At 37.0% G+C, this 25,830-nt stretch carries 26 protein-coding genes, 1 other RNA gene, 1 pseudogene and 1 riboswitch; of the genes and pseudogenes, 9 read left to right on the plus strand and 19 right to left on the minus strand.

Going from position 1 to position 25,830, the window contains the following annotated elements:
* Positions 1-53: 53 nt before the first annotated feature.
* Positions 54-155: riboswitch (purine riboswitch) on the minus strand.
* 361 nt (positions 156-516) lie between these two features.
* Genes AC6F34_RS03425 through AC6F34_RS03435 form a run of 3 tightly spaced genes read left to right on the plus strand, consistent with a single transcriptional unit; the run spans position 517 to position 2,822 of the window.
* A complete protein-coding gene (locus tag AC6F34_RS03425) occupies positions 517-666 on the plus strand; it encodes a cytochrome c oxidase subunit 2A (protein WP_500768977.1) in 150 nt (49 codons plus the stop codon).
* A gap of 27 nt (positions 667-693) precedes the next feature.
* The gene (locus tag AC6F34_RS03430; RefSeq protein WP_500768979.1) at positions 694-1,173 is read left to right on the plus strand and encodes a cytochrome c oxidase subunit II; all 480 of its coding nucleotides are present in this window, start codon (positions 694-696) and stop codon (positions 1,171-1,173) included.
* Positions 1,170-2,822, plus strand: coding sequence for a b(o/a)3-type cytochrome-c oxidase subunit 1 (locus AC6F34_RS03435; protein ID WP_500768981.1), 1,653 nt, complete (start codon positions 1,170-1,172; stop codon positions 2,820-2,822). The genes AC6F34_RS03430 and AC6F34_RS03435 overlap by 4 nt, the downstream gene beginning before the upstream one ends.
* 48 nt (positions 2,823-2,870) lie before the next feature.
* Here the strand turns inward: AC6F34_RS03435 and AC6F34_RS03440 are convergent, their stop codons facing one another.
* Both AC6F34_RS03440 and AC6F34_RS03445 read right to left on the minus strand, forming a co-directional pair.
* Positions 2,871-3,767: a DMT family transporter gene (locus tag AC6F34_RS03440; RefSeq protein ID WP_500768983.1), complete on the minus strand. Its 897-nt coding sequence runs from the start codon at positions 3,765-3,767 to the stop codon at positions 2,871-2,873.
* An 18-nt stretch (positions 3,768-3,785) separates the two neighbouring features.
* Entirely contained in the window at positions 3,786-5,300 is a 1,515-nt protein-coding gene (locus AC6F34_RS03445; RefSeq protein ID WP_500770114.1) for a carboxypeptidase M32, read from the minus strand.
* A gap of 103 nt (positions 5,301-5,403) precedes the next feature.
* Between AC6F34_RS03445 and AC6F34_RS03450 the strand changes: the two genes are divergently transcribed.
* Positions 5,404-6,603, plus strand: a complete 1,200-nt coding sequence (locus tag AC6F34_RS03450) for an MFS transporter (protein WP_500770116.1) — start codon at positions 5,404-5,406, stop codon at positions 6,601-6,603.
* Between the two features lie 353 nt (positions 6,604-6,956).
* Here the strand turns inward: AC6F34_RS03450 and AC6F34_RS03455 are convergent, their stop codons facing one another.
* The 5 genes and pseudogenes from AC6F34_RS03455 to AC6F34_RS03475 form a co-directional block, all read right to left on the minus strand.
* Positions 6,957-7,913, minus strand: a complete 957-nt coding sequence (locus tag AC6F34_RS03455; RefSeq protein WP_500768985.1) for a TRM11 family SAM-dependent methyltransferase — start codon at positions 7,911-7,913, stop codon at positions 6,957-6,959.
* Between the two features lie 87 nt (positions 7,914-8,000).
* Complete coding sequence (locus tag AC6F34_RS03460; protein WP_500768987.1) at positions 8,001-8,357, minus strand: nucleotide excision repair endonuclease; 357 nt, start codon at positions 8,355-8,357, stop codon at positions 8,001-8,003.
* A gap of 119 nt (positions 8,358-8,476) precedes the next feature.
* Positions 8,477-8,865: pseudogene (locus tag AC6F34_RS03465) on the minus strand (transcriptional regulator YeiL); the annotation flags it as partial.
* A gap of 30 nt (positions 8,866-8,895) precedes the next feature.
* A complete protein-coding gene (locus AC6F34_RS03470; RefSeq protein WP_500768989.1) occupies positions 8,896-10,815 on the minus strand; it encodes an ATP-dependent DNA helicase in 1,920 nt (639 codons plus the stop codon).
* A gap of 121 nt (positions 10,816-10,936) precedes the next feature.
* Positions 10,937-11,125 carry a hypothetical protein gene (locus AC6F34_RS03475; protein ID WP_500768991.1) on the minus strand — a complete coding sequence of 63 codons (189 nt, stop codon included), beginning with the start codon at positions 11,123-11,125 and terminating at the stop codon, positions 10,937-10,939.
* 245 nt (positions 11,126-11,370) lie between these two features.
* On the opposite strand from AC6F34_RS03475, the gene AC6F34_RS03480 reads away from it, so the two are divergent.
* Positions 11,371-11,544: a hypothetical protein gene (locus AC6F34_RS03480; RefSeq protein WP_500768993.1), complete on the plus strand. Its 174-nt coding sequence runs from the start codon at positions 11,371-11,373 to the stop codon at positions 11,542-11,544.
* Positions 11,545-11,656: 112 nt separating this feature from the next.
* Here AC6F34_RS03480 and AC6F34_RS03485 read toward each other — a convergent pair whose 3' ends face one another.
* From AC6F34_RS03485 to AC6F34_RS03515, 7 genes are all read right to left on the minus strand, one after another.
* Entirely contained in the window at positions 11,657-12,796 is a 1,140-nt protein-coding gene (locus AC6F34_RS03485) for a THUMP domain-containing class I SAM-dependent RNA methyltransferase (protein WP_500768995.1), read from the minus strand.
* 177 nt (positions 12,797-12,973) lie between these two features.
* Positions 12,974-13,361, minus strand: an RNA gene (gene rnpB / locus AC6F34_RS03490) — RNase P RNA component class B.
* 73 nt (positions 13,362-13,434) lie between these two features.
* Entirely contained in the window at positions 13,435-13,740 is a 306-nt protein-coding gene (gene gpsB, locus AC6F34_RS03495) for a cell division regulator GpsB (RefSeq protein ID WP_500768997.1), read from the minus strand.
* A gap of 60 nt (positions 13,741-13,800) precedes the next feature.
* Positions 13,801-14,370: an SLOG family protein gene (locus AC6F34_RS03500; RefSeq protein ID WP_500768999.1), complete on the minus strand. Its 570-nt coding sequence runs from the start codon at positions 14,368-14,370 to the stop codon at positions 13,801-13,803.
* 602 nt (positions 14,371-14,972) lie between these two features.
* Positions 14,973-15,380 carry a CotD family spore coat protein gene (locus AC6F34_RS03505; RefSeq protein WP_500769001.1) on the minus strand — a complete coding sequence of 136 codons (408 nt, stop codon included), beginning with the start codon at positions 15,378-15,380 and terminating at the stop codon, positions 14,973-14,975.
* A gap of 257 nt (positions 15,381-15,637) precedes the next feature.
* Entirely contained in the window at positions 15,638-16,876 is a 1,239-nt protein-coding gene (locus tag AC6F34_RS03510; protein WP_500769003.1) for a ribonuclease H-like domain-containing protein, read from the minus strand.
* Positions 16,877-16,884: 8 nt separating this feature from the next.
* Positions 16,885-19,149 carry a DEAD/DEAH box helicase gene (locus AC6F34_RS03515; protein WP_500769005.1) on the minus strand — a complete coding sequence of 755 codons (2,265 nt, stop codon included), beginning with the start codon at positions 19,147-19,149 and terminating at the stop codon, positions 16,885-16,887.
* Positions 19,150-19,339: 190 nt separating this feature from the next.
* On the opposite strand from AC6F34_RS03515, the gene AC6F34_RS03520 reads away from it, so the two are divergent.
* Complete coding sequence (locus tag AC6F34_RS03520) at positions 19,340-20,050, plus strand: Crp/Fnr family transcriptional regulator (protein ID WP_500769007.1); 711 nt, start codon at positions 19,340-19,342, stop codon at positions 20,048-20,050.
* A gap of 32 nt (positions 20,051-20,082) precedes the next feature.
* Here the strand turns inward: AC6F34_RS03520 and hcp are convergent, their stop codons facing one another.
* Positions 20,083-21,372 carry a hydroxylamine reductase gene (hcp, locus tag AC6F34_RS03525; RefSeq protein ID WP_500769009.1) on the minus strand — a complete coding sequence of 430 codons (1,290 nt, stop codon included), beginning with the start codon at positions 21,370-21,372 and terminating at the stop codon, positions 20,083-20,085.
* 176 nt (positions 21,373-21,548) lie between these two features.
* Here hcp and AC6F34_RS03530 point away from each other — a divergent pair, with 176 nt between their 5' ends.
* Complete coding sequence (locus AC6F34_RS03530; protein WP_500769011.1) at positions 21,549-22,013, plus strand: Hsp20/alpha crystallin family protein; 465 nt, start codon at positions 21,549-21,551, stop codon at positions 22,011-22,013.
* A gap of 151 nt (positions 22,014-22,164) precedes the next feature.
* On the opposite strand, the gene AC6F34_RS03535 is transcribed toward AC6F34_RS03530, so the two are convergent.
* A complete protein-coding gene (locus AC6F34_RS03535; protein ID WP_500769013.1) occupies positions 22,165-22,707 on the minus strand; it encodes a YppG family protein in 543 nt (180 codons plus the stop codon).
* Between the two features lie 225 nt (positions 22,708-22,932).
* Here AC6F34_RS03535 and yppF point away from each other — a divergent pair, with 225 nt between their 5' ends.
* The gene (gene yppF, locus AC6F34_RS03540) at positions 22,933-23,127 is read left to right on the plus strand and encodes a YppF family protein (protein ID WP_500769015.1); all 195 of its coding nucleotides are present in this window, start codon (positions 22,933-22,935) and stop codon (positions 23,125-23,127) included.
* A gap of 51 nt (positions 23,128-23,178) precedes the next feature.
* Here the strand turns inward: yppF and AC6F34_RS03545 are convergent, their stop codons facing one another.
* The 3 genes from AC6F34_RS03545 to AC6F34_RS03555 all read right to left on the minus strand — a co-directional run bounded on the left by AC6F34_RS03545 (position 23,179) and on the right by AC6F34_RS03555 (position 25,075).
* Positions 23,179-23,532, minus strand: coding sequence for a YppE family protein (locus tag AC6F34_RS03545; RefSeq protein ID WP_500769017.1), 354 nt, complete (start codon positions 23,530-23,532; stop codon positions 23,179-23,181).
* A 43-nt stretch (positions 23,533-23,575) separates the two neighbouring features.
* Positions 23,576-23,830: a hypothetical protein gene (locus AC6F34_RS03550; protein ID WP_500769019.1), complete on the minus strand. Its 255-nt coding sequence runs from the start codon at positions 23,828-23,830 to the stop codon at positions 23,576-23,578.
* A 291-nt stretch (positions 23,831-24,121) separates the two neighbouring features.
* Positions 24,122-25,075 carry a DUF2515 family protein gene (locus AC6F34_RS03555; protein ID WP_500769020.1) on the minus strand — a complete coding sequence of 318 codons (954 nt, stop codon included), beginning with the start codon at positions 25,073-25,075 and terminating at the stop codon, positions 24,122-24,124.
* A gap of 126 nt (positions 25,076-25,201) precedes the next feature.
* Here AC6F34_RS03555 and recU point away from each other — a divergent pair, with 126 nt between their 5' ends.
* Positions 25,202-25,804: a Holliday junction resolvase RecU gene (gene recU, locus AC6F34_RS03560; protein WP_500769022.1), complete on the plus strand. Its 603-nt coding sequence runs from the start codon at positions 25,202-25,204 to the stop codon at positions 25,802-25,804.
* Positions 25,805-25,830: the final 26 nt, after the last annotated feature.

Raw genomic sequence — 25,830 nt, forward strand, 5'->3', positions numbered from 1 at the left:
GTGAAGCAATGCCTTAGGTTTTAGAAGGCCACAAAAAAGCACATATGTATGTGAATCATTGTCTGCTCACTCATAGTCAGATCATTTACGGTAATCCGGTAGAAACTTGCAAGCCATATCCTTGCGATTATATGAATGAATGTCTATTAAATTTATAAATTATTATATCACTATAGTGGACAGTTGCAAGTGAAAATTGACGAATTTACGAACTTTTTAATGGATAAATTACCCGAATATTCGTATATACAATTTTATTCCTCTCTTTCCAATTTCACATCCATCTCTCTACCTATATTTGTGTTTTCCTCACTTCACAATTTATTCACATTTTTTGTGAACTTCAAGTGATTTATATCACCTATATATCAACTTTCTACTATTTCCATAGTGAAAAAGTAACGAATGAACAATTTGTGAACTGAGATAAAGGTAGTAGATTATTGATCATTCTTTTGTATGATGAAGGTGTAGAAATTGCTATTGACCATTTTTAAACAAAGGAGTGAACGAACAATGACTAAGGCAGAAAGGAAACTTGATACAAAACGTGAGGTTGAAGAGGGCACGTCTTTAAAAGGAACATTAGCTTCCGTTTTCTTTGTAGGCCTTTTTCTCATCGTAACATGGGTCGGTGTATTTATGTTATTTGTTGACAGATTTTAGTGAAGTGTAAAAAAGGGGGTATACGTTATGCATATTCATAAATATGAAAAAATCTGGCTTGCATTTGGTGTTGGAACGCTCTTATTCTTTTTATCCGTTCTAGGTGTAAGTGCCTTTTATTTAGGAAACCAGCCACCAAGCTGTATCGCGACTGTTGATCCAGAAAAATTGGATACACGGGCACCATTTAATGAGCCAGGTTTAAAGAAAGTTGAAGGAAAAGCATGGGATTATGAACTTGTATTTATATCAGAAACGTTTAATTACACACCAGGAAATGTTGAGGTTCCACTTGGTGCAAAAGTTAAAATCATTGCAACAACAAGAGACGTCATTCATGGATTTCAAGTTGCTGGAACAAACATCAATATGATGCTTGAACCTGGTTACATTAGTGAGATCGTTACAACCTTTGATAAAACTGGTGAATACTTAATTCTATGTAATGAGTATTGTGGTGTTGGACACACGCTTATGACTTCTAAGATCGAGGTGGTTGAATCATGATAAAATCTGTAACGAATAAACTCGATCGCCGAGATGGCAAGCTTGTAATGGCCCATATGTATGTTGCATTTATATCATTACTTATCGGTGGCCTTGCGGGGTTATTGCAAGTTTTAGTTCGATCAGGTAAATTTGAGTTACCTTTAGGAATTGGATACTATCAGGTTTTAACTGTTCATGGAGTCATTCTAGCGTTAGTGTTAACTACCTTTTTCATTATGGGCTTCATGTTTTCTGCTGTCAGCATAACATCTGGCACGTTCACAGGTAAACAACGGAAGCTTGCTTGGGCTGGTTTCTGGCTTATGCTAACAGGAACCCTGATGGCTACTGTCATGATTTTATTAAATGAAGCAACAGTTCTGTATACGTTTTATGCTCCATTACAAGCACATGCCATCTTCTATATAGGTTTAACTCTTGTTATTGTTGGAAGTTGGTTTGGTAGCGCAACCATTATAATGAAATATGCAGAATGGAAAAGAGCCAATCCTGGCCAACCTAGTCCACTGTTAACTTTTATGGCTTTAGTAAATATCTTAATGTGGATTGTTGCAACGATTGGTGTTGCTGCAACGGTACTTATTCAATTATTGCCTTGGTCTTTAGGCTTAGTAGATACTGTTAACGTAGCCCTTAGTAGAACATTGTTCTGGTATTTTGGTCATCCACTCGTTTATTTCTGGTTACTTCCGGCTTATATGGCATGGTATGTAATCATTCCTAAAATAATAGGTGGAAAGATTTTCTCTGATTCACTTGCACGTCTATCATTTATTCTGTTCTTGCTGTTCTCAATCCCTGTTGGATTTCATCACCAACTTTTGGAGCCGGGAATTGATGCTGCATGGAAATTCCTACAGGTTGTTCTTACATTCCTAGTAGTTATTCCATCATTAATGACTGCATTCTCTTTATTCGCTACATTTGAAACATTTGGTCGCTCAAAAGGGGCCAAAGGCTTGTTTGGTTGGGTAAAGAAACTCCCTTGGAAAGATGCAAGATTTGTTGTACCTTTTATCGGCATGCTCGCGTTTATTCCGGCAGGTGCAGGTGGAATAGTCAATGCTTCTCATCAAATGAACCAAGTTGTTCATAACACGATTTGGGTAACCGGACACTTCCATCTAACGGTTGCCACTGCAGTAATTCTTACATTCTTTGGAATCTCTTATTGGTTGGTTCCACATATTACTGGGCGCAAGCTTTCTAAAACATTAAATAAACTAGCCATTATCCAAGGTGTGTTATGGGCTGTCGGTATGACATTTATGTCAGGTGCTATGCATGCTGCTGGTTTACTTGGCGCACCACGACGCTCTACTTTCTCTGATTATGGCGGATCAGCACAAGCGACTGAATGGATTCCTTATCAAGTTGCCCAAGCTGTCGGTGGATCAATTCTATTCTTGTCAATCATTGTAATGATTTACGTCTTTGTACAACTAGCATTCTTTGCACCTAAAGGAGAAGAAGAATATCCAGTAGGAGAACCAGCTAATTCTGCTGATCGTCCTCCTCTTGTATTTGAAAACTGGAAGCTTTGGATGGGTATCCTCGTTCTGCTAATCTTATTCGCTTATACGGTACCATTTATTGACCTGATTCAAAATGCCCCACCAGGTTCAAAGCCATTCCAGCCTTGGTAAATTATTATATAGTATAAAAAGCTTGCAGGAGGATACCTGCAAGCTTTTTTATGTGACGCGTATTTTCTTTGCTGCCGGATTTTTGTTTACTAGTAAAACTGCACATAGAATAAGTGCTGCTCCAACAAATTGATTTAATCCTAATTGTTCACTAAACACAAAGACTCCTACTAATGTTGCCACAACCGGTTCTATTGTAGCGATTACAGACGCTTTGCTGCCCTCAGTATGTTCAAGTCCCCAAGTATACAGGAAATACGCAAATACCGTTGGAACAAACCCTAACCCGATGCTTAGCAATAAAACTTCCTTTGTAAATAGAACATCGAACTTCGTCCATAATTGCGTCACTGGAACTAAAAAAATCGCTCCAACGATAAATGTATAAAAAGTAACAGCAAATGGTTGGTATTTCTTTAACGCAAACTTGCCGAAGATCGTATACAACGCATAGCCTAGCCCTGAACCTAGTCCAGTTAATATCCCAATCCATGTAATCTCCGAATTGCTCGCTGAGAAACCTGCAATCAATGCACACCCTACAATCGTTCCAATAACCGCCATCACCTTAAATCTATTCATCGTTTCTTTCAAAAACAAAAATGAGAGAATTGTAACAAATGCAGGTGATGTATAAAGCAAGATAACAGCAACGGACACTCCCATTTCATTAATTGTTGTAAAATAGCAGTAATTAAAGAACGCAATGCTCAGTATTCCTGTTCCAATAAAATACTTTAAGTCTGAAACGTTCTTAAGCTTAAGCTGTTTCCTGTACCATATTACTCCAATGATAAGAAGAAAGATTGCAGCCCAAACCATACGAATTGCGACAATTTCCATTGGTGAAAAATGATGATGGTCTAAGCCTTTTACAAACAGTGCAATCATTCCCCACAAACTTGCCCCTGCTGCAATTAATAAATATGCCTGATATTGTTTCATGAAACGTCCCCTAAAAACTTAAGTTAACTTATATACCTTCGTATATTTATCATGTAAATAATCAACTAAATATTGAGCATTCAGCCCTTCACCTGTTACATCATTTAAGATATCTAAAGGTTTTTTTGTTTTTCCAAAAACATGTACTTTTTCACCAAACCACTTTTTAATCGGCTCTAAGTTTCCTGTTTCTAACAATTGATCATAATCCGGTAGATCCTTTAGCATAGCATGCTTAAACTGAGCAGCATACATATAGCCTAAAGCATATGATGGAAAGTATCCAAAGCTTCCTCCTGCCCAGTGAACATCTTGTAATATTCCCTGTGCATCATTTGGAGGTGTAATCCCCAAGTATTCTTCATACTTCTTATTCCATACAGTAGGCAACTCATCAACTGTATACTCGTCATTGAACAAGCCTTTTTCAATTTCATACCGAATCATAATATGAAGTGCATATGTTAGTTCGTCTGCCTCAATACGAATAAAAGAAGGCTTTGATTCATTGATAGCACGGAAATAATCTTCAACTGAAACATCTTCAAACTGCCCATCTGTATGCTGCTTAAGCAACTCATAATTATGCTTCCAGAATGATTCATTTCTACCAACGAAGTTTTCATAAAACAATGATTGCGATTCATGAATTCCCATTGACGTTCCTTGACATAACGGTGTTCCTGATAGCTCTTCTGAGATGTTCTGCTCATACATTCCATGGCCACCTTCATGGATTGTACCAAATACTGCTGTACGGAAGTCCTTTTCGTCATACTTAGTCGTAACTCGGACATCTCCAGGGTTTAAGCCAATCGCGAAAGGATGAACTGTTTCATCTAATCTACCAGCGGCAAAGTCATACCCGATTTGTTCAAGAATATCCTTGCTAAGGTCTCGCTGTTTTTCTTTTGGGAAATGCTCATAAAGGAAATCTGTTTTCGGTTTATGAGTTGATTCAGCAACTTTTTGGATAAGCGGAACGAGTTGTTCTCTTAATTGCCCGAATACATGATCCAACGTTTCAACCGTAACCCCAGGCTCATACATATCCAATAAAGTATTATACTTATTGCCTTCATAACCCCAATACTCAATAAACTTTTTGTTCGTAGCTACTATTTTTTCTAAATATGGTTTAAACAGAGAAAAGTCCGACTTCTCCTTTGCCTCTTCCCATACTGTTTCAGCTTGAGAAGTAAGCATTACATATTCCTTATATTCATTCTCAGGAATCTTCTTATTTCTATCGTATTCCTTCTCACATTCTTCAAGCAGTTTTTGTGTGCGTATTGACAATGATTCTTTATAAGAACTTAATTCCTCGATATACTGTTTCATTTCCTCTGAAACGGATCGCTTCATAATTTCAGAAGAAAGAACACCAATTGTTTCAGATCGCTGCTGAATCGCTTTTTTTGGTGCTCCAGTTCTTAAATCCCAAAAAATTAAACTAAGTGCTTCATTAAATGCAGTTGTATGTTTTACATAATCGACAAATTGTTCTTCTGTCGTACGGGTATTTTCTGTCATTGTCATTTTCATTCCTCCAAGCCTAATTTATTCGATTTCATTTTATCATAATTTTCGAATCTGTCTTACAAAAAAGGTTTAGGTTGAGTCCACACGCAAAGTAATTTATGATGAAAGTAGTACATTACATAATAAAGGAAAGAAAAAAATCATGCGCTATTTCTTATTACTTATAGTTCTCGTCTCATTTTTTGATATGTTTGCCCAGCTGCCTATTATGAGTCCTTACGCACAAAGTCTCGGGGCGTCACCAGCAATTATTGGGTTGGCAGTAGGAATGTATTCTTTTACGAATATGTTTGGAAATATATTTGCAGGTTATTTTATTGATCGAAGAGGAGCCAAGGCTGTCCTCATATTTGGGCTTCTATTAACAGGGGTTGGTCTCTCTACCTATTCGTTCATTGATACACCAACACATCTTCTTATCGTTCGATTCATCCATGGGTTTATGAGTGGATTTATCGTCCCAGCAGCATTCACAATGGTTGCTAATAAAAGCGAGAAAAATCAACAAGGAAAATCAATGGCTATCTCTGGTGCCGCAGTTGGACTATCAGCCATATTAGGGCCGGCATTCGGTGGCATCATGGCAGCAAGACATGACGAACAGCTTGTATTTACCATTCTTTCAGTTGTGATGATCGTTTTTGGCATAGCTGCGCTCATTCTTTTACCCAAGACAAATACTGTTATAACTCGTCGGATCGAACGACCGCTTGGAATACTTATAGACTTATTAAAAAATCGCATGGTCGCCATTAGCTATATCGGCGCATTTACACTGCTATTCGCCCAAGGAGTGCTCGCTTATATGCTACCGCTAAAAGTTGTCAGCATGAATTATGATACTCAAATGAGCGGTGCTTTGCTAAGTACGTTTGGAGTTACGGCAATTCTGATGTTTTTATTGCCTATTAATAAAATCTATGATTCCTTTAAGCAGCACCACTTAATGGTGCTCGGACTAGTAACCATTGGAATCGCTTTAATTTTTCTAAGTGTATCTGATGCGATTGTCCTTTTATTCGCCTGTATGGTTGTATACGGAATCGGTTTTTCATTGTTGTTTCCTTCTATTTCAGCGATGCTCGTCCGCTATACGACGGAGGAAACGAGAGGACAAGCATTTGGTCTATTTTACGCGTTTTTCTCACTTGGAGTCGTGGCTGGATCAACAGTTACCGGCGTACTTGAAGTTTCATTTCAGGGAGGGTTTTTAATAGCTGCTGGCATACTCATCCTAACAGGGATTTCAATCTACATCTTTTTACGAAAACGCGGAGTACCAGCTCCAGTTTAAAAGAAGGACTAGACCTTTGTTTTTGCAATCGAGTAGAGGGAAAATAAATCAACTTATCTTCCCTCCTCCTTGTTTAAAGTTACACCTGCAAACAATATGGCGCATATCAATTTCTTGACCAAAATCAGTGGAAACAAATAACCGCCTCCGTTAATCCTAACACCAATATAGGTCCATACAAGGAATGTAACAGAAGAGTAAAGGATAATTTATCTCATCAAAATAATAATCAACAGAATCAACAATCCCCACAGACTGCCTACATTCATCAATATCGACAATATTAGAGCTAACGAATGTATAAAATACAACCATAGGCATGGAAAATCCATGTCTTTTTGTGTTTAAAGAAATTACTTACATACAATTACTTCGCGAGTAAATGACATTTTCTTAATGGTAGCTCGGTCAGTTATGACAAATCCCGCATGAGTAAGGATTTCATCGATTGGTTCAACGGTTACCACTACTACTTTTTCAGCAAATCTACGGGCACTTCTGAGGATTTCGAGTTGCTCTTTAGGAGTGATGACCGAACACAGATTATAGGGCAAATCGATAATCGCTACATCATATTGAATTGTAACGTCACGGATATCTTTCAATGTTACTTCTCCTGTAAACCCGAAATGGGCAATATTTTCTCTCGCTCCACCAAGAACAAGAGGATTCTTGTCACTCCCCGCAATATTAATCCCCATTGATAAGGCTTCTACTAGTACGGTACCAATTCCACAGCAAGGATCAATTGCCTTTATTCCAATGGGATTAGGAATGGCGATATTCACAATCGCTCTTGCTACACGTGTGTTTAGAGCAGTAGAGTAACTATGCGGTTTCTGCTGATGGCGAAACCATATAGACTCACTTTCAACAAAATCTCCGAATACCCATCTTCCGTTGACAACCATAACACCAAACAATCGCTGTGGGCGGTGAATATCAGCGACACCATTGATATGTAATCCAATTTCCTTCTCAATTGCACGTCGATTCTCAAATCCTTCTTGTTCCGCTTTTGAAGAACCTCGTGTTTTCACATAAATCACCTTAAATGTTTCACCCATTACTTGTAAGGTTGCTACTTGTTTAAGAAGATCTTGAAGGCTTTTCCCCTCATAAAGGACAGCAACCCTTTCCTTCATGAACGGACTTCTACTTGGATCAATCTTTATATGGCTTTCCACAATACCAGTTTGAGGCCCAACCCCAAATAATGTGCGCATTTCTAAAGCACATAATGAACGTTCCTCTTCATAACAGTTGTAAGTATAAAAATAGGTCGTTAATTTTGTACTTAAACAATCCAACAGTTCTCATCCTTTTTTCTATCAAATGATAAAAGGCAATAGGTATGGTCTTATCTGACTGTACCTATTGCCTCTCTTGATGAAGTTTTACTTAAAAAACACCTTGTCTATATTATACTTCGACTTGAGTTCATTAATAATGAACGTCTCATAAATTTCTCTATGTACAGGTTCTTCAATCACACAAACTTCAATTTTAGTAACTTCATCTCTATGCATTTTGATTGGAGATACAGTATCCTCAAAATGTTTTTTTATTCTCGGTCTCAACTTCCTTGCCTTACCAACGAATAATAACTCTTTATTATTGTTATAAAACATAAAGATACCACCCTTATCTCTAGGGATAAGATGAAAATCAGTAAACCCATAAATATTACTTAGCTCAGGATTTTTCTGTTTGGTAATGGTAACACTTGGTTTTGGAATCGTTATATTGATCACTTCGTGCAAATCCTCCTTCAATTTCTCTTTAAATACTATCATAAAAGGAATTAAATAACCTTATTTACTTGTGTCAGTAATGGTTTTGTTATCCATTTTTTAGTATCACCAAAGCTCAATTAATTTATCATGCTGCAAATACGATAATGACGCCCTTCCTCTTTCATTACCACAAAATGGACCTAATACATAATATAAGTGGCGATAGGATACACCTAGAAAATTTCGTACTTCTCCTTATATACCTCCTCATCAGCGGTTTGCAAGATTAAATCCGCTAGCCGGCTTTCAAGTGGAAAGCCGAGGATTTGTATATTTTTCAGCCATTTTTGTTGCTTTCATACTTAATAATTTCGTTAGTTCACGGAGAAATGTCGTATCTTCGAGCATCTGAAAAGTCGAAACAGATAGTTTTCGTAGAGGCGTATCCCTTTTGTACACCTCATTTACTAGTTCCACTTCTCTCAATAATATCATGTGCATTAATAAAATTTATCAAGGAAACTTTTATTATATAATAAGAAGCTTGGGGTTTGTGTTATTGAAGAATTGGTTCAACTGGCATGATTTCTTCAATTTTCCCTTTGACTTCTTGTTCTTCATTTTTAGGGATGAGAATATGAACAGTCCCATTGTCTTTATGTGAACGAATAAGACGCCCAATTCCTTGGCGTAGCCTTAGCATCATATATGGCAAATCAACCTCATTAAATGGGTCTGTTGCAGCTTCTCTTTTTGCCGTGAAAACAGGATCATTCGGTGGATAAGGCAATGAATAAATCAAGACATTCTCAAGTGAACGCCCAGGAACATCGAGACCTTCCCAAAGAGAATATGAGCAAAGAACAGATTGTTCCTCATTTTGAAATTGAGACACCAATGTACTAATCTCTCCGTCACCTTCAAAATAAGTAGTCCACGGTAACTCATTAGCCATCCTTTGTTTGAAGGCTAACATTTCATGCTTATGAGCAAATAGCAGCAATCCACGCCCTTCGCTTGCCTCTAGTGCATGTCTAACATATTCATCCTTTGCATCCAAATCCTCTTGTACCAACTGAGGTAAGAATACTTTCATGTTTTCTTCATAATGGAATGGTGAATTAACGTTAAATGATAAGTACGTTCCAACACCTAAACTATTCGCAAGATAATCGAATGATTTTTCTGTAGACAAGGTTGCTGAAGAAAAAACAAACGGCATCTTTTGTGAAAAAACTTCATCCTTCAAGATTTCTTCTACTAATCTTGGCATAATGACGAGTGTTCTTTCTAAGTCCACCTCTTCAAACCAATAGATTCCCTTTAAATCTTTAATAAATAACGTAAGAGAATAACCGATTTGTTCAAGGTACTCTTCAACGATCTTCAAATCATATTCTTCAATCGTATACATTTCACTTTCAAAAACCAATTCTTCTTCAAGCTGGTGAATCCACTGTAGTAATTGTTTCGCTTTTTTCTCGACAAGCGGCGTTTTTTGCACTGTTTTCTTATCAGATGAGTTTTCTTGATCTGCAGCATCCATAAGAACCGTAAAGAAATCTTCATTCAGTTCTATAATCGTTTCGATTGTATGCAATGTTTTCTCTCGAACATCGTTTGCCATTAACTTCGTAAGCAAAGACTCTAAAATTTGTTCAGTAAACCGGTACGTTAACGCTTTTTGTGCAGCAAATTCTAGTAAATGACCTTCATCAAATACAACTGATGAATATTCAGGTAGTAACGGCAATTGGCCTTCACGCTTTCTCGCCTCTTTTGTCCAAATATGTTCCATATAAAAATCATGTGAACAAATAATAAGATCAGTAGATTTTCGGTAGTAATCTCTGTGTAGTGTTTGTCCACAACGATGACGTTGGTCGCAGGAAAAACAGTCTTGTAATGAATCCCATCCAACCTTTTCCCACTCTTCATTCGTTAAATGCGGATAGTCTTTGCGATCACCATATTTTTCATATGTTTGCATCGATGCATCTGCGTGAACGAAATCTGGAAGATCAAGATAGATTTCTTGGAAGACTTCCGACTCAGAAACCTTTGTGTCTAACTTTTTCAAGCATAAATACTGATTGCGAGACTTTGCCAAGCGAACGTCGATGTTTAGCTCTAGAACCTTTTCTAGCTTGGCAATATCTCCTTCTTTTTTTACAAGCTGCTCAATAAGCGTCTCATCCGCACACGCGATGATCGCTGGTTTATTTGTATATCTTGCATATGCAATTGCATACAGCAAATACACGATTGTTTTACCAGTACCGACACCAGCCTCTGCAAAAATTACTTTTTTATCCTTATAAGCGTTTTCTAGCTGATACGCCATGAAAATTTGTTCATCTCTAATTTCAAAGCCAGCATCAGGCAATATATCGTAAAAAACATCACCGATCCACTCACCTAATTTATCATAAAATGTTTCTGTTTTACTAATTGCAAATGGCAACCGGTTTTGCATGAAAGTAACCCCCACATAAATTCCAATATTAAAAGAACATGAACCATTTTATCTTATATTTAAAAACTGTCAAGGAATATACGTAAAATGAAAAACAGCCCCGCATGGGCTGCAACTAGTTTTATAAGCCGTCTGACCAAGTATAATCCTTTGACAATGAAAAAGTAAGTGCTCGCTGAATTTCTTCTTGAGCCAATTTCAACCGTTCTAGTGCTTGTTCTCGATCTTGTTCACCTTGTAATGAAGCAAATTCAACAGACTTTTGAATCGCTAACGAAATTCTTTCATAATCAATATAACAATCCTTCATTGTCAATTCCCTCCTTACGACATACATAATGACTATATTATTCAATATCATTCATCTTCATACCTCTTATTTTTAAAAAGACAATAGACATAGGTTCATATAACTTTATCAGTCATTTAGATATTCTCCTTTAATTTAATTAAAAGGGATTGGTTAAAAAAAGCCAGAATTATAAATTAATGAGAAAGGAGTGAGTTTACAATGAAAATAACCCATTATTCTCTCCGAAATTTAAAGAAGTTAAGGTGCACTGTTTTGATTCAAATGAATTCCTTGAGCTTACAGATAAAGAGCTACTAAAGAAGATTTTAGACGAAATAAACAGTAGCCGAAGAGAAAATGCTAGTGAAATGGAGTTCTCAGAAGATAATAATGCAGAAATCGAGACCGTAATCGGTCAAAAGCATCACATGACTTAATGGGAAAATGGAAAAATTCGAATATAAGGTTTTTACCTTCATACAAATCTGAATCACTTATGCAACTAATCGCACCCTTTCGTTCCACGAAAGGGTGTGTTCAGTTACTATATTATTGCTCACGTCGTGGTCTTTTTCCCCAATATTGATAGTAGTCAGTTCTAATAAATCCATTAAAGAGTTTTCGTTTTTTCGTTGCTTTTTGACCGTAAACTTCTTCGAATTGTTCATCAGATGTGAGCATGTAAACTGACCATGTATCATGTGGTCGAAGTGCTTCTCCCATTTCCGCATACATTTTTTGTACCATTGGCTTGTCACCAAGTCGCTCTCCGTATGGTGGGTTTCCAACGATTACACCATATTCCTTTGTCGTTGTAAAATCGCGCACTTGCATTTGCTTAAATTGAACAAGGTCAACTAGTCCTGCTTCAAAGGCATTTTCATTTGCGATTTTCACCATACGATGATCGATATCAGTACCGGTAATATCTAATGGCTGATCATATTTTGCTAAGTCTTCCGCTTCCATTCTTACATCATCCCATACCTTGTCCGGAATCCAGCTCCACTCTTCTGCTAAAAATTCGCGGTTAAATCCCGGTGCGATGTTTTGCCCGATTAATGCTGCTTCAATTGGAATCGTACCCGAACCGCAGAAAGGATCAACAAATGGACGGTCTGGATGCCAGTTTGTCAATAACACAAGTGCCGCTGCTAATGTTTCTTTAATTGGTGCTTCCCCTTGATCAGCTCTATAGCCACGCTTATGTAAGCCTGCACCACTAGTATCAAGCGTAATTGTAGCTACATCTTTTAACAGGGCAACTTCTACTTTATACAGTGAACCTGTTTCATCTAACCATCCATCGATTTTGTAATGAGTCTTTATTCGATCAACGATTGCCTTCTTAACAATTGCCTGACAATCAGATACACTAAAAAGCTTAGATTTTACTGACTTCCCGGTAACAGGAAAATTGGCGTCCTTTGGCAGATAGTTTTCCCAAGAAATCTTTTTCGTTCTTTCAAAAAGTTCATCAAATGTGTAAGCTTTAAATTCAGCAACCTTAATCTTGATTCGGTCTGCTGTTCTCAGCCACATATTACAACGTGCAATCGCTGTTTCATCGCCTTTAAATGTTACACGTCCATTTTCTACAGTGCATTCATATCCTAAATCACGTACTTCTTTTGCGACGATTGATTCTAATCCCATTGCGGCAGTCGCAATAATATCGTATTTGGCCATATCTTTTCACCCTTTATAATCATCCTATGTATCGTATTCTTCTTTTCGATTGTTCACAAAAGAAGAAGATTTCATTCGTTTTCATGAATTGTCTATTTCGATCTCCACAAATACAGATAGACAAAGTTGATCGACAACTTTGTCTGCTATATGCTTTCTTATTTCTCACCAATAACGTTCTGTAAGCCATGTTTTGTTCCATTGTACTACAAACGACTGAAGGTCTCGTACTTTGGTGGCAATCATCTATCTACAAATGCATAAATGCATTTGTCCTTCTCCTCGTTCATTTCCTCAGAGAAAGCGCCCCTACCATAATTTGGGTTTCTCACTCGCGGGGTTTACCTCGTTCCACTCTTCGCATTTCTTTGAAGACTTCGTCACTGTGGCACTTTCAGAGTAGTCTCACCATATCAAGAGACTTAGGTGATTTCCTCGCCGTCAATCCAATACTGGATTGCCCTAGCTTATTTTTTCGCTAGGCACGATCACTACATGCATCTCAGCTTGTGCGAGCATGGACTTTCCTCAACAATGTTAGACATTGCAGCGATTACCCAAACGTTATTAATGATACAACGAATATTATATTGAATTCGCAACAGAATAGCAATGGTTTTCATTTCCATTGTCAAAAATCAATCATACAGCTTACTTCCAAACACATGCTTCTCTAAATTTGACAGTCTTTTTAAGATATCAAAATTTGTTGTGCCTGCTGCTTGTGTGCTTGCTGCAGGTCTACGTGAAGCTTCCTCAAGCTGTTTTTTTAATCGAGCATTTTCTTGTTGCAACTCATCAACTTCTGCATAAAAAGCTTCATAGTCCTTGATGATCGTGTCTAAAAATTTATCTACATCTTCTGGCTTATAACCACGCATCGCAGTTTTAAATTCTTTTTCCAAAATATCTTTCGCCGTTAAATTAATTTTATCCGATAGCATTACATTCACCTCTATTAATCACACATCGTCTTTATATTTTTCCAAACTTATGTTTCAATGTCAATTTATTTGTGAACTATCTTCTGCAAATTGCTCTTCTTCTACAAGTAATTGAAGGTCATAGAAGGTAATCTGCCTAATTTCATAGTCCGCCTGTTCTTTTCTGTGCATTGCAGCTTCATACATATACTTAGGGCTTCCTTCCTTCTCAGGATCATAAAAAGCAACAAGGACATCGCTTTTTTGAATAAGGAATTGATTTTTCAATCGAAATTGCTGTGGACTTTCGTATGGCTTCTTCGTGATTGAGTCAACGAGATCCGCTTGCGAGACAATAAACTCATACTGTTGTTTATTGGCATCATTCCAACGCTCTTCTTGTCCATAAAAAGGAGTTAAGACAGCTAATTGAAGTTGGTGATGTCCTTCATCCTGCAGCTCATATACAATTTCACCTGTCCATAATTCTACACCAAGCTGCCCGCTAATAATGACCCATTCAAGGCCTTCGTCAATTAGTTGAAGCAATTGCTGCTTGATCGCTTTCTTTATGTACGTAATTGCTTGATCAGATTGTTTAAATACTCCGATTTCATGAGGTTTGTACCCTGTAACTACCGCAACTCTCATTAGTAAGTAGCACCCTTTGTATCAATCATACTTTCATTTTTTATTTTATCATAAATACGCTCCACACGCTAAAAGGATTCAGTCATAGGCACAATAATTCCCCGTTTAACATACAATATGATAAACACGATCAATTTTAACAAAAGCGCTGGACACCCTCCTATCTGCGATAAAACAATGAATCTACATCCTGTGGACCCATTTATAAAACGAAGACCGCAAGAAATTCTGCCTTTCCCAGATACAAAGAACCGATTGTACCTGGCGTTAGCCACTGACTAATCTCCGTGAAAAATTGCACTTTATTGTTTCTTTATCATTCTATATTTGTCTTAGCTCTTAAAAATTGCAAGAGCTAGGTGCTCTTGCCTCAGACTGTTGACAAACGCTCGCATTCGTCGTTGTTAGTCTCGTTCGCCCCCTCATGAACCGTGTGTTCTATTCGGGTCTTCACTAAGGCGGCACGCCTAGTCTGACAAGCGTTTTAAAGACAGTCTGGAGGCTCCTATTATTAAAAAGTCCTCTAAAAAAATGTAGACAAAGTCAGAAATCGACTTTGTCTACAATCTCAAGCAAGAGCTAGGTGCTCTTTCCTTTGAACATTATCTTCCTTTATAACCTGGTGATTGCGCACCCATAACTTGGGCAGGAGTATTTCCCCAACCATTCCCAGTTTGTGCACCCATTACTTGGCCTGGACCGCCGAATCCTGGACCGCCGAATCCTGGACCACCAAATCCTGGACCACCAAATCCTGGACCACCGAATCCTGGACCGCCAAAACCAGGTGATTGAGCACCTGCAACGAACTGTTGATTTGTAACCTCAGTCACTTGAGAGTTGGAATGAGGGAAGTGATGTTGATGCTGAAAATTCACATGGTTTACCGTTGTAGTATGAGATGGGTGAATATGTGGTACCACATTGTTTTGGAACGTATGATTCACACAACATTTAGTTGGATGAACCACCGCAGGTAAAATGTTTGTATTCTTTGGACCGCAATACATATTTGTAGATCCCCTTTCATCATTTTGTCTTTTCACTTATAGCCTATGATGAATAGTGATATCTTGTACTAATGCAAACACCTAATTTAAACCCATTTTCTTTCTCTATATCAAATGATAAATGATTACTTTATCGTTTATAAAGACGGTCACCAAAGTAAAGTACATAAAGAATTCCCTTATACATGCAAATAGAACCTAAAAAATGACGCTATTGTAGATATTCGCTTGTGAAAATGAATGTACCAACCAGGGAATTACGATGTGCTTATTCTTTGTGACTTTTTGAACAAACGCGCTCTCCTCTTCATTAACTCTGTATATAATCGACGGTTTTGATCTGATTCACTTTCACATATGGAAATTGCATAATCTGTAAACTTTGTTGCTTCATTAATATTTTTGAATTTATGTTCAAAAACTTTTGCGAGCTCGATGCTCGCTATCATTTGCACATCTTTTGAAGCTTCATGGACAAGTTCTTTCCAAAGTCCTACGGCTTCATTTATTCGTTTTTGCTTTTTATATTCTAATGAAAGTAGCCATTTCCCCTGAATAGAATCGTTTTTAATTTTCTCCAGTTTCTCAATTGCTGTGTGCCGATCTCCAACAGAGGAATACCATTTCCCGGTCTCGTACCGCTCCTCAGTTGTTTGTAAGTGATCTGTACCGAGCAACTGCATCGATAAGTGAATGTATAACGGGATAAGCGACAATATGTCCTTTTCATTATGAAGAATGATATCAAATAGACCTTTTGGATTCTTAGATTCAACATAATCAAAGTAAATCATCGGTGCTAAATAACCAGGTAAATCGTCCACTCGGTTAATGTTAAGAATCTTTTCTTCTACATTTGTTAATTTAATTGAATCCAGCTTATGCTTCCACATGCGTCGAGACGCATGATATAAATCAAAATGTCCAAAGGAAGGGAGCATTGGCACATGCTCTCGAATTAAAGTATGATTCGATTGTACTTGAGGCCAATCAAACGCTTTACCGTTGTATGTCACCATCGTCGTGTAATCTAGCTCTTCAAGAAAGCTTTGATAAAAAGGAATTTCAGCTCCAGGCTGAGAAAGGATATGCTGCTTAATGACGAAATGATTGTCACGAAGCATAGCATATCCTAGTAAAAAAATTGAACTCCCCGCTCCTCCAAGTCCTGTAGTTTCTGTATCAAAAAAGAATAAGTCTTCTTTTTTATACCCTTTCGCAGATAATGGGTGCGAGGAAGATGTCATATTCCATGAATCAATCACTTCTAGGAAGTGCGCTAATGTATATCGTCCTACTTTTGTTTCTAGCGGGTATCTCTTTTCTCTAATTAGACAATATTGACCATCTATGAAATAAGGGGAAAAGCCTTCTTGCTCCCATTGTTTTAAGTATGGAACATTAACTGAAGGCTGTGATTTTACGATTTGCTTCGGCTTATTTTCATCTATAGAAAGATGAGGTTTGAGTCGATTTAGTTTCGATTTTAATGACAATACTGTCCCTACCTTTCTGTTTTTATGAGTGCTTTAAGAAGTTTGATGATTGATTTTTTTAACCGTTTTTCTTGCTGATCTATCCCAACGCAAGACGGACAGCCATGTTCACATGAGCATGATTCTATTAATGATGCTGCCTCTATCAACAATGTATTCATTCCATTGTACACCTTTTCACTTAACCCAACACCGCCCGGATAACGATCGTAAAAATACACAGTTGGCTGCTCATTATGTGTTGCCTTAACTTGTGGCACAACATGTACATCTTGTGGATCACACATCACAAACAATGGAATAATATGCTTAATTGCATGAGATACTCCAATCAACTTCTGCTCTATATTCTGCCCTAGTTCTTCTTCATTGAACGAGATCCATGCGGCACTCGTATGTAATTCCTCTTCAGGTAGAGATATTGGACCTGAACCGATGTTTTCATGGGTTTCAAACTTGATTTTTTTAAAAATCGTTGCCATTGCTCGTACGCTAACATCGCCATAGCCTATTTCACCAAAAGCAAAATCAGCCTGTTTATCCTCTTCTAATACCTTTAATTCAACAGCAAGATTCGCATCTGTAAAATAATCAACATCCACTTCTCGTACAAATGCTTTTTTTTCATCCCAATCTAAATACTCAACTTGAAACTGCTTTCCTTGGTGCAGGTAGATTGCTTCATCATGTAATAAGGTCATTGCAGAAAATCGATCCATCTCTCCTATCACTTTTGCTTTTGCAACATCACCCTGATCAATAATGACTACATTTTCTTGCGAAGCACTGCGCAAGCTGATGTTATGGGCTGGAAACGCATCGTTCATCCAATAATACTTATCTCCGTTTTCATACAGCACTCTTTCTTCCGCTAAATATTCCAACAGTTCCTCAGCGGGCAAGTTGCCGAAATGATCATCCTTTGTGAATGGAAGTTCAAATGCAGCACATTTTAGATGATCCACTAAGATGACTAAATTATCAGGATTGATTCTTGCAGTTTCAGGACTCTTCTCAAAAAAATACTGTGGATTTGCAAGAATATATTGATCAATCGGCGTTGAGCTAGCTACCATAATAACTAGTGACTCTGAATGTCTTCTGCCAGCTCGCCCAGCTTGTTGCCACGATGAAGCAATTGAACCTGGATAGCCTGTCATGATACACACTTGCAGTTGGCCAATATCTACTCCTAATTCCAGAGCATTTGTACTCACAACACCATATATGTTTCCGTTTCTCAGACCCTTTTCAATTTCACGTCGTTCAGTAGGCAAGTATCCACCTCTATAGCCCCTAATTGCCTTTGGACCAAGTTTGTGTTTCACTAGCTCTTGTAAATAAGTGACCAAAATCTCAACCCGTACCCGACTTCTAGCAAAAACGATTGTTTGCACTTTATTCTTCAAAAACTCACTTGCAAGTTTGCGGACTTCAAGCGTTGCACTACGACGAATATTTAATGGCTTATTAACAATTGGAGGATTGTAAAAGACAAAATGTTTCTTTCCACTCGGAGCACCGTTGTTATCTACCAATTGAACTGGTTTTTCAATTAAAGTCTCTGCTAATTCTTTAGGATTAGCAATCGTAGCAGATGTACATATAAATTGCGGATCACTTCCATAATATTGACAAATCCGCCTTAAACGTCGAATAACATTGGCAACATGACTGCCAAACACTCCACGATATGTATGAAGTTCGTCAATGACAACAAACTTCAAATTTTCAAAAAGAGACACCCACTTCGTATGATGCGGTAAAATCGCAGAATGAAGCATATCAGGATTTGTAATAACAACATGACCGGCCTTCCGAACCTTTTGACGAATATTTGCTGGGGTGTCACCATCATATGTATACGAATTGATCATTAATTCAGCATCCTCGATCACTTCGTTTAATTCTGCCTTTTGGTCCTGCGCTAACGCTTTCGTTGGAAAAATGTACAATGCACGTGAATCCGGATTTGCAGCCACCGATTGCAAGACTGGTAGATTGTAGCATAATGTTTTTCCTGAAGCAGTTGGTGTCACTGCTACGAAACTATCACCATTTCTTGCATGATGATAAGCTGTTAATTGGTGTGTGTACAAGCGATGAATGCCTTTTTTCTGCAATCCCTTTAATAGTGAAGGATGTAGATCTGACGGGAGATCGGTCGTCTTCGCTTCCTTCTCTTCAATTGTATGCCAATAATTTATGTTCTCATTAAATCTAGGAGTTTCCTTCAACTCTTTTATAAGTTCTAGAATATTCTTCTTAATCACGGTCGTTCACCTCGTATTTCCATCATAGCGAATAAACGTTCGATAGAAAAGCCTCTTTGTTTTCTTTTTACCATCATAATAGATTCTCATGCTAGAAAACATTCATAAAACATTCTTTTTCACTAGAAAAATCAACCACTTTCAATGTTATCATTAAATGGAATAAGTTTATTATTAGAGGTGACGCCCTATGATCGCAAACGACATCGCTAAGCTTTTAAAACAGTTTATTCTATTTCGTAATTTAGACAATGACGTATTAAATGAAATTGTGATGATTTCACATATTAGAGAATGGAAAAAAGGAAGTATCTTGTTTATGCAAGGAGAGCCTATCGAAAAAGTCTTTTTCATTCATAGTGGAAAACTAAAGATTTATAAATCCAATGCTCAAGGAAAAACTCAAATTGTTGCACTATTAAAAGCAGGAGAAATGTTTCCACATGTTGGTTTTTTTCGTACCGATGGATACCCTGCTTTTGCAGAGGTAATGGAAGATTCAAAGCTTGTCGTTATTCAAAAAAAAGATTTTGAGAAGATCCTTGAGAATCATCCTCAGATTGCTATACATATCCTCCAAATACTTGGGGATAAAATTGTTGATCTTCAAAAAAGCCTTGAAGCGAAAATTATTAATAATACAAATGAGCAATTACTAAAACTTTTATTGAGGCTGGTAAATTCAAATAATGGACAAAGTGATTCGGGGTATTATTCTTTAAAAGAACCCTATAAGCACGAGGAATTAGCAAAAATGATTGGCATTACTCGTGAAACAGTAAGTAGGAACTTAGCGAAGCTAAAAAAACAAAAGTTTATATTACAAAAATATGGAGTATTAAGCATTCATGTTGCCAAGATTGAAGAATATTTAGATGAAGGTCAATTCACAAACGAATAAGAGTTGGAAATTTCCCAACTCCTATTCGCCTTCTATTGATTTAACATTGCTTTCATATCCTCTTCCGCTGTATGGATAAGTTTTAAGTTAAATGTCTCTTGCAATACATTCATCACTCCATCAGATATAAATTCTGGAGGTTTTGGTCCAATACGAATGTCTTGAATACCTAAGCTAAATAACCCTAGTAGAATAGCAACTGCTTTTTGTTCAAACCATGAAAGGACTATGCTAACTGGTAACTCATTTACTTCACATTCAAATGCTTGTGCTAGTGCCTTAGCAATATGTACTGTCGAAATTGAGTTGTTGCATTGACCTAGATCAATGTAACGCGGAATTTCTGTACCAGGAACTAATCCATAATCATGATCATTGAAACGAAATTTCCCACAAGAGGTTGTCAATATGACTGTTTCTTTCGGCAGAGAGAGAGCAAGATCGCGATAATATTCTCCACCCTTCCCTGGAGAATCACAACCTGCAATTATGAAGAACCTCTTAATTTTCCCTTCTTTGACAGCAGCAATAATTTCTGGTGCTATTCCTAATACTGTCTCGTGATGAAAACCAGTTAAAAGTGTTTCGTCTGAATCTTGCTCCATAGGTGGCAGTTGTAACGCTCTTTCAATGAGAGGGGTAAAATCATCATTCTCAATCTTTATTACATTTTCTAAACCAGCGACCTCATAAGAAAACATTCGATCTGCATAGGAGCCTTTAATCGGCATCACACAATTCGTCGTAGCAAGAATTGCTCCAGTAAACCGTTCAAATACTCTTCGTTGATCGTACCACGCTTTTCCTATATTTCCTTTTAAGTGAGAATATTTTTTCAAAGCAGGATACCCATGAGCAGGTAGCATCTCAGAATGAGTGTAAATATTAATTCCTAAACCCTCTGTTTCCTTCAGTAATCTTTCAAGAGCAAACAAGTTATGGCCAGTAACAATGATGGCTCTACCTTCCACTTTATTTTGCTGTACTTGTATTGGTTCTGGAATACCGAATCTCTTAGTATGTGCTTCATCTAATATTTCCATGACCTTCAGAGTAGCTTGCCCAACCTTCATTGCCATATCAATATGTTCTTGGACATTAAAATTTGAATTCGTTAACGTCATATACAACGCCTCATGTGTAACTGAATCTACAAAAGGGTCTGTATACCCTAATTGCTTTGCATGATTACGATATGCAGCAATACCTTTTAACCCAAATACAATCGTATCTTGTAAACTTGCAATTGTTTCATCTTTCCCACATACACCAATGATTTTACAGCCGCCAGCTGGTGTTTGCTGACATTGATGACAGAACATTTAATCCATTCCCCCTTTTTGCTTTCACCAAGATCATACCTTCAATAAGAGTAATTAATTGTGATATGAATCACAGGATTTCATCTGTCAAAATTTGTTCACTTTTAAATAGGCGAACATCTTCCATCGCCTATTCATATATTATGGTAGATATCCATGGTTGAGGGGGATGCTTCATGAGTGAACAAAAGAAGAATGGGAAAAGTGAGCCGTTTGGCGACATCATGAAATCGATGAATCATTTATTCCATGAAAAGCCGATTCGTGGATTTCTGCAAACAATGGACAATTTTTTTCAGAACCCATTTCCAAACCTTCATACATTTCATGTTGAATTAGTTGAAACCGATGATGAGCATATTGTGACAGCAGAATTACCTGGTGTAAAAAGGGACCAAATCGAACTTGATGTTTTGGATAATTACTTGACTATCTCAATAAAAGTAGAAGAAACCATCCTTAAGGAAAACGATCAATCAGATTACCTTACGAAGCAACGCTCTTTTCAAAAAATGACTCGTACCATTTCACTTCCTCAAGTCATTCATGAGAAGAAAGTAAAAGCTTCATATGAAAATGGATTATTAAAAATAACAATTCCTAAGTTTAAAAGAAAACGTATTACCATTGATGATTGCTAAATCCATGCGCAGAGAAAATGTCTGCGTATTTTTTTTCATCCCAGGAATAAGCCTTTTGATCTATTGTTTCGACATCCGACTTCGAACAACAAACTACCGTCTGCTCGACACTCGACATGATAGGCAAAATAAATAAGGTATAGCACATTGACTATACCTTAAATATCCCTCCGACGCCTTTAACCATAGAAGATACTTGGTTAACAGCATTCATCATCTGCCCTGCTGTATCCATCATTTTGTTAAAATCAATGGATCCATCTTGGCTTTTAAAGGAGTTCATAATTGATTTTACTCCAGATGGCTGATTTGTTAGAAATGACTGCTTTGGATATGGATTCATTTGTGCATATTGAGGGTTTTGCTGTGGCTGCATATTGTGATAAGCCACTTCTTCACTTGGTTGCAGCGGATTCATAAATATAGATTGATTAATGGACTGACTTTGTGGATAGGGGTTGGCTTGCTGCATATTGGAGTAACCTTGTTCGTAGTATGGTTGTTGCCAATATTGTTGATGCGATTGTCCGTTATATGGTTGCTGAAAACTAGGATTCCCCATCGCCTGATTACCAGCGTATTGCAAAGGATATTGCCTACCTTGTCCGTTGTAATAAAAATTCATTGATTGTAGCGGTGGTTGATTTTGCTGGTTCCGATAAGTTATCGCCCTTTGCGTGTTCCGGCCAAACATTGGATTGATCCTCCTTCGCATTATTATCTCTTTAGCTTATGTATGAAGTGCCTAGATGGTGAATAAGATGCAGAGAAAAACGACTCATTTTTTGACGAAAATTGTCGGAAGTTCAAATTTTTTAAAAACGATGAAAATATGCAATTCGTGATAAGATAGTTAAAAGCTTTTCCACACGATTTCCTTGTGAAATAAAAATTACATTAATTGGAGGTTATCAGTATTATGAGTGTATTTGAACTTAAGCAAATGTTTCAACGACTAAAGAACTGTGATCCAGAACATGTAAATGAGCTATTAGATTTTTCTAAACGAGCCTATATTCACAATGAAATCCAAATTTCTTGCTATCGTAATTTAGTTCGTGAGTTAGAAGCTTTAGGCGCACAATCGCCAAATGAACTTATATTAACTTCTTAATTCAAAACAATGAATCGCAGAGTTTTCTCTGCGATTCATTATTGTCTACACTTACTTCTTAATTTGTGATAATAATGTTGCTAAAATATATTGAGTTGAGTGAACATAGTTTTTAAACCTTGCCTTGCTCGTTTCTGGGAAGAATGATTGTACCGAAATTAATTCAAAATGCTCACATGCATTCTCTATTTGCTGAGGGTGGATATTCCTCACTTTGTTTTCTGCTATATAAGCAAGAGCAGCTTCACGCCATTTCTTTGTATCCAATAATACTTCATCCGCAAATGGTTTGACCTCCGTGAAGAAGTCTCCTTTTTCACCTGATTGTTTAATTCGATCGTACCTCTGATCTGAATCGATTAAATAACGTTCCAATTTTGATGTTAATTCTATGAGATCTGCCATTTCTTCCATCTCCAAATCTTTATTAAAGCCATATAAGCTTATTTTATTTCACTTGGAAGTTTAATTCAAATGGGACGCATTCGATTTTTTTGGCTCTTGGAGTTAGACGTAACGGCAATTCATCAAACTGTACGATGCGCTTGTACAAATCATTAGCTGCTAATATCTCTTGATCCACAAATTCATCAATCTGTTTCTTCGTATTTCTTTGAATTGACTCCTCTAATCTCGTTAATTCTTCGTTTAACTCAACTAGTTTTGCTATAAAGTCTTCCTTTGAAACATTTTGCCTATTCATGGTACTCCCCCCTAAGCTCACAGTTTTATGAAATATATTTTCTCTATGCTTTATTTAATTCCTTTGCGAATGACAAAACTAGTACAGTTTCGGCAAAGAAAGAAGATTTACGCATATTCTTTTTTCAATTCGACAAATTATAAAGAAATGGAGGTGTTATTATACAATGAAGCAAAATAAACCGAATAAAGATGAAAAAAAGAACATATCAAGCAAGAATCCTGGCTACGGGGATAAAAAACTGGATGGCCCTAATCGTCCTTCCACTTAATCAATCGGCGTGAGGATTCCTCATGCCCATTTTTTCATTTTCGCCAAAAAACGGATCACCCGTGATCGATTCAAATAAGACTTCATCATCTTCATTCTTCCTTTATTCCTTTGCTTAAACCACTTACTTTTAAGATTCGTGTAAGAATTCCAATCAGCCAAATCAGATCGGTGATGAAGAACGACAGGATAGACCATTCGTAATATAGGAGACTTGTATGCTGATTTAATCTCCATATAGCTTTCATAATCAGATCTCGAGCCTGTATGCTGAACTTTACAGGCAAATTCAAGAAAATCTGATGACGTATGAGGATTGAATAATATAGAAGAAAGTCTTTTCCCAAGATCGATGCGGTGTGATACATTCTTAAAATGGACAATTTTTGAGCCGAATAATTGGCCATTTAATGTAGGAAAGATCACTTCACTCATTTGAAAAAGATCCTGCATGAAGAAGAACATCCGATTAAAGATCTGATGACGGTATATGTGGTGATTAATTACAGGCTTTTGAATGACATTTTGCTCATTGATGATTAGATGCATCATTAATTTTTCTTCATTTTTTGTTTCCCAAAACCCTCTCCAGTTTCCCTCCATAAATGAAGAAACATGGAAATACGGCAATAAATGAAACAAAGATTGGTTTTTTTTCGTCGAATAATGATAGAGCAGCAATTGGGGGTACGCATCTTCAAAAATGAGCCAGTTGGCCCTTTCATAAGTGAAAAACAGATGCATTCTAACTTGCTCATGCAACAATGTTTTAAAGGGAGTCGTTTGCAGGTCTGTCATATTCCAGCCAGCATTTCTTGATACCATATGAGCAAGAAATGCCCACTTCACCTCTGGGTGCAGCAAAAAGAACATTAAATATGCATTTGTTCTAGAAATATTATCAAGATTTCCTTGATTTGTTCTTTGTACAATTGACCTTATTATTTCTTTTTCAGACAAATTTTTACTAAACATATGACCAACATCCCTATTATTAATATCAATCACTATCTCCTATCGTCTGCACAATGTGACTATTTATTCAACAAAAGACAAACAGGTTCTGGTATGATATGTTATAGCTTGATGGGGTGAGGATGAATGAAGTTTAATTATCCAAATGGGAAAAAATTTGTACAGACAGAACAGCGCATAAAAAAGAAAATTGATAAGAAATGGACATATAGTAATCGAGGCATGACGTTAGAAGAAGATATCAATGCGTCAAACGAATATTATTTAGCAAACAATATTGCTTCGATTCATAAAAAACCAACACCGGTTCAAATTGTTCAAGTAGACTATCCAAAAAGAAGTGCTGCAGTCATCAAAGAAGCTTATTTCAAACAGGCGTCTACAACGGATTATAACGGGGTATATAAAGGTAAATATATCGATTTTGAAGCAAAGGAAACAAAGAATACAACTTCTTTTCCACTGCAAAATTTCCATGAACACCAAATCCAACATATGAGAGGTGTTCTAAGCCAAGGGGGCATTTGTTTCGTACTCCTCCGCTTTTCATCAACTGAAGAAATTTTCTTCATGGATGCAAACTCTTTGCTTATATTTTGGGAAAGAATGCTTAATGGTGGAAGAAAATCAATAACAAGAATTGAAATCGAAAATGTTAGTCACCCTATCCCATTAGGGTTTCAACCGACGATTCATTATCTATCGATTATTGATGAACATTATCTTTAAGGAAATGAAGGTTGTTTTTTTGAAAG

The organism is Niallia sp. CD-39, from assembly GCF_059874745.1.

Excerpts from the sequence above, each read along its gene's own strand:
- AC6F34_RS03475 (WP_500768991.1), bottom strand. The coding sequence starts at position 11,125 with ATGAAGGATTGTTATATTGATTATGAAAGAATTTCGTTAGCGATTCAA.
- AC6F34_RS03425 (WP_500768977.1), top strand. The coding sequence starts at position 517 with ATGACTAAGGCAGAAAGGAAACTTGATACAAAACGTGAGGTTGAAGAG.
- recU (WP_500769022.1), top strand. The coding sequence starts at position 25,202 with ATGAAGTTTAATTATCCAAATGGGAAAAAATTTGTACAGACAGAACAG.
- AC6F34_RS03530 (WP_500769011.1), top strand. The coding sequence starts at position 21,549 with ATGAGTGAACAAAAGAAGAATGGGAAAAGTGAGCCGTTTGGCGACATC.
- hcp (WP_500769009.1), bottom strand. The coding sequence starts at position 21,372 with ATGTTCTGTCATCAATGTCAGCAAACACCAGCTGGCGGCTGTAAAATC.
- AC6F34_RS03440 (WP_500768983.1), bottom strand. The coding sequence starts at position 3,767 with ATGAAACAATATCAGGCATATTTATTAATTGCAGCAGGGGCAAGTTTG.
- AC6F34_RS03550 (WP_500769019.1), bottom strand. The coding sequence starts at position 23,830 with ATGAATAGGCAAAATGTTTCAAAGGAAGACTTTATAGCAAAACTAGTT.
- AC6F34_RS03555 (WP_500769020.1), bottom strand. The coding sequence starts at position 25,075 with ATGTTTAGTAAAAATTTGTCTGAAAAAGAAATAATAAGGTCAATTGTA.
- AC6F34_RS03485 (WP_500768995.1), bottom strand. The coding sequence starts at position 12,796 with ATGGCCAAATACGATATTATTGCGACTGCCGCAATGGGATTAGAATCA.
- AC6F34_RS03430 (WP_500768979.1), top strand. The coding sequence starts at position 694 with ATGCATATTCATAAATATGAAAAAATCTGGCTTGCATTTGGTGTTGGA.
- AC6F34_RS03535 (WP_500769013.1), bottom strand. The coding sequence starts at position 22,707 with ATGTTTGGCCGGAACACGCAAAGGGCGATAACTTATCGGAACCAGCAA.
- AC6F34_RS03500 (WP_500768999.1), bottom strand. The coding sequence starts at position 14,370 with ATGAGAGTTGCGGTAGTTACAGGGTACAAACCTCATGAAATCGGAGTA.
- AC6F34_RS03520 (WP_500769007.1), top strand. The coding sequence starts at position 19,340 with ATGATCGCAAACGACATCGCTAAGCTTTTAAAACAGTTTATTCTATTT.
- AC6F34_RS03470 (WP_500768989.1), bottom strand. The coding sequence starts at position 10,815 with ATGCAAAACCGGTTGCCATTTGCAATTAGTAAAACAGAAACATTTTAT.
- AC6F34_RS03505 (WP_500769001.1), bottom strand. The coding sequence starts at position 15,380 with ATGTATTGCGGTCCAAAGAATACAAACATTTTACCTGCGGTGGTTCAT.
- AC6F34_RS03545 (WP_500769017.1), bottom strand. The coding sequence starts at position 23,532 with ATGGCAGATCTCATAGAATTAACATCAAAATTGGAACGTTATTTAATC.
- AC6F34_RS03435 (WP_500768981.1), top strand. The coding sequence starts at position 1,170 with ATGATAAAATCTGTAACGAATAAACTCGATCGCCGAGATGGCAAGCTT.
- gpsB (WP_500768997.1), bottom strand. The coding sequence starts at position 13,740 with ATGCTATCGGATAAAATTAATTTAACGGCGAAAGATATTTTGGAAAAA.
- AC6F34_RS03445 (WP_500770114.1), bottom strand. The coding sequence starts at position 5,300 with ATGACAGAAAATACCCGTACGACAGAAGAACAATTTGTCGATTATGTA.
- yppF (WP_500769015.1), top strand. The coding sequence starts at position 22,933 with ATGAGTGTATTTGAACTTAAGCAAATGTTTCAACGACTAAAGAACTGT.